This window comes from Chitinophaga sp. CC14 (assembly GCF_048957795.1).
GTDB lineage: Bacteria > Bacteroidota > Bacteroidia > Chitinophagales > Chitinophagaceae > Chitinophaga > Chitinophaga ginsengisegetis.
This window is the reverse complement of record NZ_JARBFY010000004.1, coordinates 1-12,556: the sequence shown is the minus strand read 5'-3', so window position 1 is coordinate 12,556 and position 12,556 is coordinate 1. Positions and strand designations below refer to the sequence as shown.

Annotated in this window: 10 protein-coding genes; 3 read left to right on the top strand and 7 right to left on the bottom strand. The window is 47.5% G+C overall.

Going from position 1 to position 12,556, the window contains the following annotated elements:
• Nucleotides 1–8: 8 nt before the first annotated feature.
• Both PV783_RS19455 and ychF read right to left on the bottom strand, forming a co-directional pair.
• Nucleotides 9–3,335, bottom strand: a complete 3,327-nt coding sequence (locus PV783_RS19455; protein ID WP_420989241.1) for a HEAT repeat domain-containing protein — start codon at nucleotides 3,333–3,335, stop codon at nucleotides 9–11.
• 168 nt (nucleotides 3,336–3,503) lie between these two features.
• On the bottom strand, nucleotides 3,504–4,607 hold the full coding sequence (gene ychF / locus PV783_RS19450) for a redox-regulated ATPase YchF (protein WP_079467402.1): 1,104 nt from the start codon (nucleotides 4,605–4,607) through the stop codon (nucleotides 3,504–3,506).
• Nucleotides 4,608–4,674: 67 nt separating this feature from the next.
• Between ychF and PV783_RS19445 the strand changes: the two genes are divergently transcribed.
• Complete coding sequence (locus PV783_RS19445) at nucleotides 4,675–5,907, top strand: nucleoside recognition domain-containing protein (RefSeq protein WP_111578107.1); 1,233 nt, start codon at nucleotides 4,675–4,677, stop codon at nucleotides 5,905–5,907.
• Nucleotides 5,908–6,191: 284 nt separating this feature from the next.
• Here the strand turns inward: PV783_RS19445 and PV783_RS19440 are convergent, their stop codons facing one another.
• The 4 genes from PV783_RS19440 to PV783_RS19425 all read right to left on the bottom strand — a co-directional run bounded on the left by PV783_RS19440 (nucleotide 6,192) and on the right by PV783_RS19425 (nucleotide 9,832).
• Complete coding sequence (locus PV783_RS19440) at nucleotides 6,192–6,689, bottom strand: PH domain-containing protein (RefSeq protein WP_420989240.1); 498 nt, start codon at nucleotides 6,687–6,689, stop codon at nucleotides 6,192–6,194.
• A 45-nt stretch (nucleotides 6,690–6,734) separates the two neighbouring features.
• Nucleotides 6,735–7,034 (bottom strand): thiamine-binding protein, encoded by a 300-nt coding sequence (locus tag PV783_RS19435; RefSeq protein ID WP_420989239.1) that lies wholly within the window; start codon nucleotides 7,032–7,034, stop codon nucleotides 6,735–6,737.
• A 340-nt stretch (nucleotides 7,035–7,374) separates the two neighbouring features.
• A complete protein-coding gene (locus PV783_RS19430) occupies nucleotides 7,375–8,172 on the bottom strand; it encodes an FkbM family methyltransferase (RefSeq protein WP_420989238.1) in 798 nt (265 codons plus the stop codon).
• A gap of 139 nt (nucleotides 8,173–8,311) precedes the next feature.
• Complete coding sequence (locus PV783_RS19425; protein WP_079467407.1) at nucleotides 8,312–9,832, bottom strand: bifunctional GNAT family N-acetyltransferase/carbon-nitrogen hydrolase family protein; 1,521 nt, start codon at nucleotides 9,830–9,832, stop codon at nucleotides 8,312–8,314.
• 166 nt (nucleotides 9,833–9,998) lie between these two features.
• On the opposite strand from PV783_RS19425, the gene PV783_RS19420 reads away from it, so the two are divergent.
• Nucleotides 9,999–11,204 (top strand): glycosyltransferase, encoded by a 1,206-nt coding sequence (locus PV783_RS19420; RefSeq protein ID WP_420989237.1) that lies wholly within the window; start codon nucleotides 9,999–10,001, stop codon nucleotides 11,202–11,204.
• 2 nt (nucleotides 11,205–11,206) lie between these two features.
• Nucleotides 11,207–11,821 carry an acyltransferase gene (locus PV783_RS19415; RefSeq protein WP_079467409.1) on the top strand — a complete coding sequence of 205 codons (615 nt, stop codon included), beginning with the start codon at nucleotides 11,207–11,209 and terminating at the stop codon, nucleotides 11,819–11,821.
• Here PV783_RS19415 and PV783_RS19410 read toward each other — a convergent pair.
• On the bottom strand, nucleotides 11,818–12,556 hold a 739-nt coding region (locus PV783_RS19410; RefSeq protein WP_420989236.1), incomplete at its 5' end, for a PKD domain-containing protein. The genes PV783_RS19415 and PV783_RS19410 overlap by 4 nt on opposite strands.

Genomic DNA, 12,556 nt, shown 5'->3' with positions numbered 1-12,556 from the left:
ATTACTTTTTAGGATACTCTAATCGCTGTTGGCACTATTTCAATAGGCAGCTCCACGGCATACCGTTCCTGTATACTGCGCATGATGGCGATACAGCGGGCTTTGTCGCCAATGGCTACTGTAGCAGATATATGCGCAATAATATGACCGATGTAAGTGGCTGCCTCTGTGGATTTCATGGCTTCCTTCTCCAGGAATGCAAAGATCCGTTCCTTTGCAGCGCGGGCCTTATTTACCCGGCTCAGTACCACCCGGAAATAATGTTCCAGCTCCTGCAAAAACACCAGGTTGCCGGCGGCATATTGCTGCAGGTAGTTGGTGGCAAATAACTGCATGCTTTCACTTGGATGCTGGCTAAGTTTCAACAGGTAAGTTTGCCCGTCCTGTTCGCGGAAGAAGCGCAGCAGCAGTTCCCTGCCAAATGCCTGTATATCTGGGCGTACACTGTCCGCCACTGCCACCAGTGTTTCCGGCGACCAGTCGTTATCTGTAAACTGCGTCCGGAAAAACTCCATGGCCTCCTGCCGGGTGTCGTCCCATTTTGCATCGAGCATGCCGATGGCGGCATCCCTTTCAAAACGGATACGCGCCGCGTTGTTGTAATAGAAATGCCAGCTCCACTCCCTTACTTTCAGCAACTCGTGGTTACCGGCGGCAATCACCTGTTTCAGGGATAAAGCCGATGCCGGGATATATTTATCCAGCACCAGCAATCCGAACTGCTGTGCCGACCTGTAGTTGGCGTATAACAGGCGTAACGCAGTAGCCGTGTCGATGTCCTGTAAATAGTCTACCAGCTCATTGCTGAGAGTGGCTTCAATATCCGCATGCATGCCTTCGGCAGTTTCCTTACGCATGAGCAACGGCACCAGTTCATTGACCAGGTAAACGGCGAGGCGTTTATCCTGCTGCACCAACCGGCTGATGAGGGGACGCACTGCGTTCCGTACATCCGTGTACGTACTTAATAATATATGGAGTACCAGTTCCGGTCTTCTCAACAATTCATCCGTGCCTATTGCTTCCAGCACTCTTACGCCAGCGGTTCTTACCGGCTGGAACTCATTGCTGATGAGGCGCTTCAGCATAGCGTCAGATACTTCGCTGAAGTTAAACTGTCCCTGTTTCAGGAGCAGCAGCCTCGCAGCGAAAGCCTGACCGGCTGGCACCGGGCTTTGCAGCAATGCTTCTATATCCGGCATGCCCGTTTCCGTTAGTGCCTCGCGGCAATATTGTTCCAGGATATCGCAGCCGTCGTTGAGGTTTTCATTACCCGCCGGTGTGGATGTTTTCAGCGCCAGCAGTGCAGTAATTGCTTTTGCGCTGAGAACCCGCATCTTATCCAGTGGCAAATGCACCGGTTTGAGTTGTTTACGGACATAATTACGCACCTCTTTATATGGTGAGAATATCAGCTGCATGAGGAAGTCCATGTCCGCAAAGCAAACGGCTTCATTGTCGTTGATCCACTGCAAACCCTGCAGGCGGGCCAGATCCAGTGGGCTCATCACCAATATATATAATAACCGCAACGACGGATTGGCGGGATCATATCTTTCTTTGGCCAGTTCCAGACCAAACATAGATGGAATGGAGAATGCGTTGGCGAGGAGTCCGGCAATCACGCCTTCATCCATTTTATCTTTCAGGGCATTGTAATCCGGGTGTGCTTTCAGTTGCTCCATCGCAAAGATGTGGATCACTTCCATGCGGGCGGATACCAGCAGCTGGATAAAAGCCTGTGGTAACTTTTGCCATAGCGGCAGAAAAGGTACATCGCTCACCGGTTTTGCAGGTGAAGATGCCTGTGTGGATTTATATTCGGGCGGTACGGCGGATGCGGTCAGGTTCTTCTCCCCACCCAGCCAGCCGAAGAGTTTTTTCAGCAGGCCGCCTTTGTCCTTCGCAGCGTCGGGGTTGGCGCCGAGTACCGGTTTCGTTTGTCCCTGTGCGTTAGGTGCTCCTTCGTCTTTGAAAACCCATTCCTTACGATCGGGCGTTAGTTGCAGGTTGGCGGCGTTTCCGCGGAGGATATAGTTGAGGTATACCAACTTCGAGTTAGCCGGGAACTGGCGGTAGAAGCTCACGTAGCGGCCATTCACCCAGGTATGTTCCCGGGTCTGGTATTCTTTGGCAGCATCCCTGCTTTCTTCATATTGCAGCAACAGGGCCGTGGCGAGGCGAACGTAATGGTCGTCGTTTTGTTCCCCGAACTGGCGCAGGTTACGGAATACACGGTAATGAAGGTAATTACGGGTTCTGTCTGAAAAGGCTACCCTGCTGGTGGGCTTTTTCAGTTCCTTATCTGCCTGTACAGATTCTTCCAGTTCGTGTATGTAAGTGGCAGGAACAAACGGTTTATCGTTGTAATCTATTCTTGTACCCGGATTCCTGAACATGGCGTTTTCCCTTTCAAAACGGGCGGCCAGGATGGCAACGATTCCCTGATCGCCGCGTAGTTCCGCCTGTTTGAAGATATGGCGGATATGCTGGAACCAGGAGGGCCTCAAAGGCAGGTGCATAAGGAGGTTGCCAATGGCAATCCTTACTGCGGGCTGTTCAAAGGCTACGATGTATAGGTCTTCCAGTAAAGGATAGCTTTGCTCCTGTTGTGTGATCACCCGTTGCTGCAGCAGTGCCAGCAGTTCTTCCGTATTTCCTTTGGCAACCGCCTGTTGGAAAACTTCGGGGAGCCGTTGGAGGTAGGAACGCACATGTTCTGCGCGTTCTTCCGCCGGCAGTACCAGCAACAAGCCGTTGGCGGCCAGCATCCGGATGTTCAGCGGGCGGGAGCTGTTATCGGCATAAGAGCGGAGCACCGGTGCCGCGGCGGGATCGGCCGACTTGCCCAGCGCCCAGAGGGCTGCATAGCGTTGCAGTCCGTCGCCTTTTTCCACGAGCTTGATCAGGTAGGGCACTGCTTCCTTTATCTTTTCTTCACCGGCCCGCCATATTACGCGGGAGGTTCTCCAGGCAGTTTTAAAGCTGCTTTTCCCTTCTACCGCATCCTGTAATCTTTTCAGGATGGCACGGTGCTTCACATTTTCCACGAGGGTAGTGTCTACCGGTGTAAACGACAGATCCTGAACAGCCTCCTGTTCTCCCAGATAACCTTTACTTCTTTTTTCTTTTTCAAGACCATCGAATATAGTGGTGGCGGCAGATAATGTTACGGGGCTTACTGTTTTGGTGCCGTCTTTCAGCGTACCAAAGCGTTTACCATATCTGAAGTTAACAATATACTGTTCCGGGCCAACTTCACAAAGATCGATTTCATAGGTCTTATCCGAGTTTCCTTCCCGGAAAAAAAGTTTTACGTTCCTGACAATACGCATGAGCTAACATTAAAAATAGGTGGCTAAGCTAATAAAAGAATTTTGAATTCGGAGCGCGGGGGTTATATAATTAATATATGCATATACGTTAGGGGTAACATAGCAACGGGCCGGAAGGCCGGCCCGTCTTTTTGTTGTAACCTTCGTGGATCTTATCCAGAAGTATTTTTAAACGTTGAAACGGAAGTGCATTACATCTCCGTCGGCAACGATGTATTCTTTACCTTCAATACGCAGGCGGCCATTATCACGGGCAGCAGCTTCAGATCCGTATTTCACGTAATCTTCGTAGGCAATTACTTCGGCTTTAATAAAGCCTTTCTCAAAATCGGTGTGGATTACGCTGGCGGCCTGTGGTGCTTTCCAGCCTTTGTGGATCGTCCAGGCACGTACTTCCTGCACGCCGGCAGTGAAGTAAGTGATCAGTTCCAGCAGGTTATAGGCAGAACGGATTAAGCGGTTCAATCCAGGTTCAGTGAGACCATATTCTCCCAGGAACAATTCTTTATCGGCCGGATCTTCCATTTCGGAGATCTGTGCTTCGATGGTGTTGTTCATGATAATTACCTGTGCATTTTCTGCTTTCACAGATTCCTGGAGGGCCTGGGAAAATTTGTTACCGGTATGAAGGGAGGCTTCATCTACGTTGGCAACGTACAGTACCGGCTTTTCGGTGAGCAGGAACAGGTCGGCAATGGCTACCCGTTCTTCTTTACTAAGACCGAGTTCGCGGATGTTACGGCCTTTCTCCAGGTGTTCCTGGCATCTTTTCAGTATTTCAAATTCGATCTTTGCTTTTGGATCGCCACCGGTTTTAGCCATTTTTTCGGTGCGGGCTACTTTACGCTCCACGCTGTCGAGGTCTTTCAGCTGTAATTCGGTGTCAATAATTTCCTTATCGCTGACAGGGTTGATGTCGCCTTCTTCGCGGAGGATGTTTTCATCTTCAAAACAGCGGATCACGTGCACGATAGCATCTACCTCACGGATATTGGCCAGGAACTTGTTTCCCAGACCTTCCCCTTTGCTGGCGCCTTTTACCAGGCCGGCAATGTCCACAAACTCGATGGTAGTAGGCACCACACGGTCAGGCTTTACCAGCTCTGCCAGTTTATGCATACGTTCGTCAGGTACGTCCACCTGGCCAACGTTAGGTTCTATAGTACAGAAGCGGTAGTTACTGGCCTGCGCCTTAGCGCTGTTGCTCACCGCATTAAATAAAGTCGATTTTCCTACATTCGGCAATCCTACAATTCCAACTTGCAAAGCCATTTTTTAAAATTTGCGCAAAGATAGGTTTATTTTAGTTTATTTGTTGATTGAATAAACCAATAATCTAATGGCATTAAACTACGTATGGCTGGGATTTTTTCTTATTGCATTTGTTGTAGCACTTTTCAAGTCAGTAGTTTTACATGATGCGTCTATTTTCGGGGAGATCATGAACGGCATGTTTGCCAGCGCCAAAACCGGTGCGGAGATCTCACTGGGACTGGCTGGTATCATGACTTTATGGCTGGGTATCATGCGGATTGGCGAGGTAGCCGGGATGATCAACCGGTTTTCCAGGCTGGTAAACCCTTTCTTTTCCAAGTTGTTCCCGGAAGTGCCCAAAGGGCATCCGGCGATGGGATCCATGATGATGAACTTCTCCGCCACCATGCTGGGGCTGGACAACGCCGCCACGCCAATGGGACTGAAAGCCATGAAAGAGCTGCAGGAAATCAATCCTAAGCCCGAAGAAGCGAGTAATCCGCAAATCATGTTCCTGGTACTGAATACTGCCGGCGTGGTATTGATCCCGACTTCTGTTATTGCCATACGGCTGGCCGCAGGCGCGGCTAACCCGGCAGACATCTTCATCCCTACCCTGATATCCACGTTCATGGCTTTTATCATGGGGATGTTTGTGGTTTCCATCTACCAAAAAATCAATCTCTTTAAATTACCTGTGCTGGTATTCCTGACCCTGTTTGCGGGGATTATGGCTGCTTTATATTTTTGGGTACGTAGTTTACCTCCTGCGGAGATAGGCCCTAAAACGGCTTCCCTCGGCGGCGCGATCATTTTCAGCATCGTCATTATTTTCCTGGTGGCGGGGATCGTGAAAAAGATCAATGTATATGATGCCTTCATTGAAGGGGCGAAAGAGGGATTCCAGGTATCTGTAAGAATCATTCCTTACCTGGTGGGTATGCTGGTAGCGATCAGCGTATTCCGGACCACTGGTTGCCTGGACTATATCACCAACGGAATCGGGCTGCTGTTTGCGGCAATGGGGTTCAATACGGATTTTGTACCTGCCCTGCCGGTAGCTTTTATGAAGCCGCTGAGTGGCGGAGGCGCCCGCGCGCTGATGGTGGATATCCTGAAAACGCACGGACCGGATTCTTTCGTAGGCAAACTGGCCAGCATTATACAGGGTACTACAGAAACCACCTTTTATGTACTGGCGGTGTACTTTGGCTCGGTAAACATCAAGCTTACACGTTATGCCCTGGCGGCCGGGCTGATTGCCGACTTCTTTGGCATGCTCTGCGCAATATTACTCGGATATCTCTTCTTCCATTAAATAATATGATAAGGAGTATTACAGCGGCTGATCCAAAAGTCAAATGAGGCTTGAGGGTCAGCCGCTCTTTTTTACGCTATTTGCATTGATAGTGCATGGATAGTGCATGAGGAGTGCATGAGGAGTGCATTAATAGTGCATGAGGAGTGTATGGATAGTGCATGGATGATCCATAATATACGCAAGTCCGGGGCACTGGAGAAGCATTCGGCAAGTAAGGGCGGTCCCACTCCCGGGTAGCCAGGTGATGGAGCCGGAACCCTTTTCAGTTCAGCCCGGTTATTTTAAGCTGGTACGTTAATGGTGGCATTCACCCGCTTTACAAAATCATCTGCACCGGTAGGGCTGATCAGCCATTTCCTGTTGAGTGATTCTATCAGCACCAGGTTTTCCCGGCTGGTACACCAGCGCTGGTACTTCCCTATTTCACTGGAACGGTAGGTACCAAGGTACCCGAAAATGCCTCCTATTCCCAGTAAGCGGGAGCTTGTGCCAAGGTCTTCTTCCGTAACGCTTCTCAGTCTTACCACATCTTCCAGCTGAATAGTGATGGTATGCAGCGGGCGCTTGATAAGTATAGTCGTAGCCGTTAGAATATAATACCGGGGGCTCAGACACCAGGCCACCAGGATGGCGGGTACCAGGATAAATAAAAACATGGTAGTGGTAACGGCATCATGCGAAACATCCGTCATCTGTCTGCATAAAAACACTAGCGTGATAATGATGACCAGGTTCGTTACAATCTTCGAGTTATCATCCAACGGGGCGGCGTATCTCATATTATGGCTCTCCTTTAGTTCGGTGAGTAAGATAAAAAAAAATGGTTATATGCTGTCATACTTCCCTGTTTTTTCTTCAATGGTAACATCCCCGTCTTTTCTTATCTGCATTTTTATATACACTAATAACTGGGATGCGCCGGCCTTAAAACATACTTCCTGGGTTTTACGCACTACTTCCATCAGCTCATCATAGGTTCCTTCCATCACCGTTTCAAAAGGACATACCCTGTATTTTACACCGGAATCTTTAATCACTGCAATTGCTTCGTCAACTACCGCGTATACCTGTTCTGACGGCACTGAAGGAATGATTTGCAGTGCTAAATTGATCTTATTGCTCATCTTTTTACTATTTTTTAATTTTATGGTTATCAGTTGATTAAAACAATATGTCTACAGTAATGGTTCAATTAAAACCTCCTTTTTCCGGGCGTAATTTATTACGAACAAGGGAAAACAGGTTGTTTTAGTTATAGCGTTCATTTAATTAAATCTCTCAATTTATTAATTATCAATAACTAAAGAAGAAATATTTTACATGATTTTCATTATTTAAAATCATTGTACGTTTCATTATACATAACAAATAAAAAACATCTGTTTAACGCCTATAAGGTGGTAAAACTACGAAAGGCAATACACAAATGAACATGTATTGCCCTTATCATCCTAAAGAGACTGATTATATTTTTGTAGCCAGGTAGTTAAACTGGTCTATCCGGTCGAAAGTAAAATTGGCCAGTGAGCTCAACTTATCATTTACAGTATTGTCACCTTCATAGCGCTCAAAAATGATACGCAGGTGTTCAGCTTTGCTGATAAAATTCCGTGCCCCTTCCAGCACTTCTGTCTCCATTCCCTCCACATCCAGCTTTATAATGATCTTACTGCGCAGGTCAAATCCCAGTTCGGGGATCAGGTCATCGAGTTTTTCAATAGGGATATTACCTTCCTTGTCACTATCCCTGTCGATATAACTGGACCCGGTAACAGTGCTCATAATATTGAAGTTCACCTTTTCCTGCTTGCTGCCAAGACCGCAGGCATAAAGTTTCACCTTGCCTTCCACATGATTGAGCCCGATGTTTTCCTGAACGGCTTTATAATTTACAGGTTCAAAGGCAACGCAGGGGATTCCTTTTCCCGCCAGCCAGATATCATACTCCCCGATGCAGGCGCCAATATCAATGAACCCGTCGATGTTCCTGTTTTCCACCTGCTCCTTGAGGAAGTCGCGCACCCGCTTCTCGTAGGCGTAATTAATAAACTGAAAGTCGGTAGTGCCTCCGCGGATCCGGAAAAGTCCCATCGCTGATTTTGCCTTCCATTCGCTCAGAGAGGGTTTGTTTAATAAAACGAGTTTAAGGGACGCCTGAAGGGATTTCCAGTCGTTATACCGGATATACTCACTAAAATAGGCAAGATACTGCCTGTACTTGGATACATTCTTCCAGGAAGGATAATAGGCTTGATCTTTCATAACTTAGGGGTTTTACACTGAATTTAAAACTAAAAAAGGATAACAGCAAGCCTCCGCAAGCCGTTACCCTATTTATTTTCAGGACTCAAATTACATCCATTTATAATTCAAAAATCCTCCTTATTTATATGTCTAATTATCACTTCTTTTTATAATTCACTTCATACAAATCCCGCCGGATATCCTTTTTAGTTTGTACGCTTCCAAAGGCGTGTAATTCTTTCAGCAATACCAGGTCCACGTCAGCGATAACCACCATTTCGGTGTTTGGCGTTGATTCTGCTTTTATACCGGTTACGGGAAACGCAAAATCCGATGGGGTAAACACGCAGGATTGCGCATACTGCAGGTCCATATTATTTACCTTCGGCAAATTACCGATACAGCCGGCTATAGCAACATAGCACTCATTTTCAACGGCCCTTGCCTGTGCGCAGAACCGCACCCGGTTATAGGCATGCTGCGTATCGGTCATAAAAGGAACGAACAGGATCTGCATGCCCTGTTCCGCCAGGATACGGGAAGGCTCCGGGAACTCCACATCATAGCAGATCTGGATCCCTATTTTGCCGCAATCCGTATCAAACACCTTGATATCACTTCCCCCCTTGATTCCCCAGGCAGCTACCTCACCGGGAGTTGGATGGATCTTGATATATTGCTCGTAAGTACCATCCCGGCGGCAGAGGTAGGAAATGTTGTAGAGTACCTCATCGATCACAATGGGCATGCTCCCCGAAATGATATTTACATTATAGGCTACTGCATGCTGCTGGAATATTTCCCTTAACTGCTCCGTGTATTGGGCCACTCCCCTGATAGCCCCGGCGGGGTCCATCTGGTTAAACTCTTTCATCAGCGGGGAGTTGAAGAGTTCCGGGAAAACAACAAAGTCTGATCCATAGTCGCTTACCGCGTCAATGAAATACTCCACCTGTTGCAGGAAACCATCCAGGCTGCCATAATCGCGCATCTGCCATTGTACCAGCCCTATGCGTACCGTTGATTTGTTGTACCGGATAGTGTCCTGGTCTTTTTCATAATAGATATTGAACCACTGCAGCAGCGTGGCAAAGCCTTTGGAGGCCTCGTCGTTGGGCAGGTAGTTCTTCAGGATCTTCTTTACGGTGAAATCATTCGAAAACTGGAAAGTGAGCGTGGGATCATAAATTTCCCGGTCCTGTACCTTCTCGATATACTCCCTGGGCGACATCCGGTCGGAGAACTTTTCAAAATTGGGTATGCGTCCACCGGCCACTATCCCCTGCAGGTTTAGTTGTTCGCAGAGATTTTTACGGGCATCGTATAACCGGCGGGCCAGTCTTTTCCCCCGATAGTCGGGATGCACGAAAACCTCGATTCCATACAACGTATCCCCTTTGGGGTTGTGTGTGTTAAAAGTATAGTACCCGGTGATCTGCTCATAGGTATGACTATCCCCGAATTTTTCATAGTCCACTATAATAGCCAGCGCGCAACCTACTACTTTATCATTGACCGTAACCGCTATCTGCCCTTCCGGGAAAAGCTTGATGAGCCGCTGTATAGTTGGCTCCCGCCAGTAACTGCCAGCCATATCGGCATAAGCGGACACCATAGATTCTTTCAGGTCCAGGTAATCCTCGACGGTCAATGTTCTTATTTCTACTGTTTCTGACATAGCCTCTTTTTTTATAGAACGATTCTTATCGTAATACTTCAATAATATCGATTTTTTTTATTTACTTTGTATTTAAGTTAGCAACTTCAATATTTAACCATCCCCAACGGCAGACCTGCACATTTAATTCAAGAAACCGTTATACATCATCTACACCTTTGCTATCGTGCCTTTAATTCAAAACAGAGATATCGTTGTAATAGGGCTGCAACAATGGTACACCACTATTGGAAGCAACTGTAAAAATATTGCGCTGGAATTCGCCCGGCATAACAGGGTATTATATGTTAACGCTCCGCTGGACAGAAATACCCTTATGACGGGGAGACAAGATCCGCATGTGCAATACCAGCTGAATGCCATCCATAAAAAAGTTCCGGGTATTGTTCCCATCAGTGACAACCTCTGGAACTATTATCCATCTGCCATACTGGAGTCTATTAACTGGCTCCCTTTTACACCGTTATTTTCCTGGTTTAACAAGCGGAATAACAGAAAGTTTGCAGACAGTATTATGGAGGCTGTCCGGGAAATGAATTTCAAAGACATCATTTTATTTAATGATAACGACATCTTCCGGGGCTTTTATCTCAAAGAAATGCTACGGCCTTCCAGTTATGTATACTACAGCAGGGACTACCTCCTGGGCGTGCCTTACTGGAAAAAGCACGGGCTCCGGCTTGAACCACAACACATCGCCAAGGCCGATGCCGCGGTAGCCAATTCCTTATATCTCAAAGAAATGCTGCAGCAGTATAATCCTTCCAGCTATTATGTTGGACAGGGATGTGACCTCCGGCTTTTTAATGCGGCCGACAAACATCCTGTTCCGGATGATGTGCCAACAGGAAAAGGCCCCATCATTGGTTATGTGGGCGCGCTTAAATCGCTGCGGCTGGATATCTCCGTTTTGGTAAAGATAGCCAGTGAAAGACCGGGATGGCAACTGGTACTGGTTGGTCCGGAAGATGATGACTTCAAAGCTTCTGAGCTCCACCACCTTCCCAACGTTTATTTTACAGGACATAAAGATCTGTCGCAGCTTCCTGCCTATGTGCAGTCTTTTGATGTATGCCTTAATCCACAGGTGATCAATGAAGTAACGGCAGGTAATTACCCGTTGAAAATCGATGAATACCTTGCAATGGGTAAGCCGGTAGTAGCAACCGCCACTAAAACGATGGAGTTGTTCAGGGAACATGTTTACCTGGCAGCTACACCGGACGACTATGTTCCACTGATTGAAAAAGCACTGTCAGAAAATGCTGATCCGGGATTGGCCACTGAACGTATCCGCTTTGCCGGTACACATACCTGGGAGAATTCCGTTGCGGCCATTTATCAGGCGATTTTAAATTCCAGCGGTAATTGATTATGAGTATAAAAGACAAACTGAAACAACACCCGGGTTTGAAGAAACTGGCTTTGTACCTGCTGATGCCAAAGCATCAGGCCCGTCCACGCCTGTGGGTGCGGTTGTTTATCAACCCCTTCATCCATAAAAAGGGAAAGGGTTCCCTCATAAGAAGACGCACACGGATGGACGTGTTGCCATTTAATACGTTTACCCTCGGAAGTTACTCCACGATAGAAGATTTTGCTACGGTAAATAATGGCATGGGTGCGGTGATTATTGGCAACCATGTAAGGATCGGGATAGGTAATGTGTTAATTGGCCCGGTTCGTATAGGCGACAATGTTATACTGGCACAGAACATTGTGTTATCCGGTTTAAATCATGGTTACCAGGATCCTGATGTTCCTATTGCGTTGCAGCCCTGCACCGTTGGAGAAATTGTTGTAGAAGCAGATTGCTGGATTGGCGCCAACAGCGTTATTACCGCAGGAGTAACCATCGGACGCCATGCTGTAGTAGCAGGCGGCAGTGTGGTTACCAAAGACGTTCCTCCTTTTACAATAGTGGCGGGCAACCCTGCCCGCCCTATACGTCAATATCAGCCATCCAGTGGTACCTGGGAAAAAATCTAGTTGGTTACTTTTATAAAACGTCCTTTCTTATTATAACTGCTATCTTCCGACTTCACATCCACTATAAAATGTCCGTTTGATAAATTGCTGATGTTTACTTCTGTCTGGAATGAATCCGGAGTAGTATACCTCATCTGTTGCTGCATACGGCCATTCATGTCGAAAATCCGCACCTGCAAAGGCGTTGCACCGCTTCTCACAATCCGTAAGCGGATGTATTGCGTGGCCGGATTCGGGAATATACCCAATGAATCTTCCGTATGACTAACGATGTCGTTGCCAAGTACAGTTAAGTTAAAGGTAGTGGTAGCGGTAGCGCCCCTGTCGTCCGTAACGGTAAGCCTGAACTGGTATTTACCGGCATTGAGGCTGTTGATCAGTGTTTGCACCTGATCCGGACTTTTTAAATTTGCGGTGGCGGGTCCTTCTACCTGTGACCATTCATACTTCACAATATTACCATCTGGATCATAAGAAGAGCTGCCATCTGCGATGAATGAATTCATTGGCTGCTGAATGCTTCTGTCGCCCTGCGTTTGGGCTACCGGCGCCTTATTTTCCAGGGGCAATACGGTGACGTTTACTGAAGCGGTAGCAGTGGCGCCGTTGTTATCGGTTACCGTTAACCGGAACGTATAAGTTCCTGTCTGCAGGTTGGTTGCATTTGTTTTTGAAGCGTTGGCGGCGGAAAGATTTCCCCCGGCAGGACCAGCGGTCTTTTCCCACAACCAGGTA

What these genes read in the sequence shown, in the direction of transcription:
- PV783_RS19455 (WP_420989241.1), bottom strand. Translation starts at nt 3,335, where the DNA reads ATGCGTATTGTCAGGAACGTAAAACTTTTTTTCCGGGAAGGAAACTCG.
- ychF (WP_079467402.1), bottom strand. Translation starts at nt 4,607, where the DNA reads ATGGCTTTGCAAGTTGGAATTGTAGGATTGCCGAATGTAGGAAAATCG.
- PV783_RS19445 (WP_111578107.1), top strand. Translation starts at nt 4,675, where the DNA reads ATGGCATTAAACTACGTATGGCTGGGATTTTTTCTTATTGCATTTGTT.
- PV783_RS19440 (WP_420989240.1), bottom strand. Translation starts at nt 6,689, where the DNA reads ATGAGATACGCCGCCCCGTTGGATGATAACTCGAAGATTGTAACGAAC.
- PV783_RS19435 (WP_420989239.1), bottom strand. Translation starts at nt 7,034, where the DNA reads ATGAGCAATAAGATCAATTTAGCACTGCAAATCATTCCTTCAGTGCCG.
- PV783_RS19430 (WP_420989238.1), bottom strand. Translation starts at nt 8,172, where the DNA reads ATGAAAGATCAAGCCTATTATCCTTCCTGGAAGAATGTATCCAAGTAC.
- PV783_RS19425 (WP_079467407.1), bottom strand. Translation starts at nt 9,832, where the DNA reads ATGTCAGAAACAGTAGAAATAAGAACATTGACCGTCGAGGATTACCTG.
- PV783_RS19415 (WP_079467409.1), top strand. Translation starts at nt 11,207, where the DNA reads ATGAGTATAAAAGACAAACTGAAACAACACCCGGGTTTGAAGAAACTG.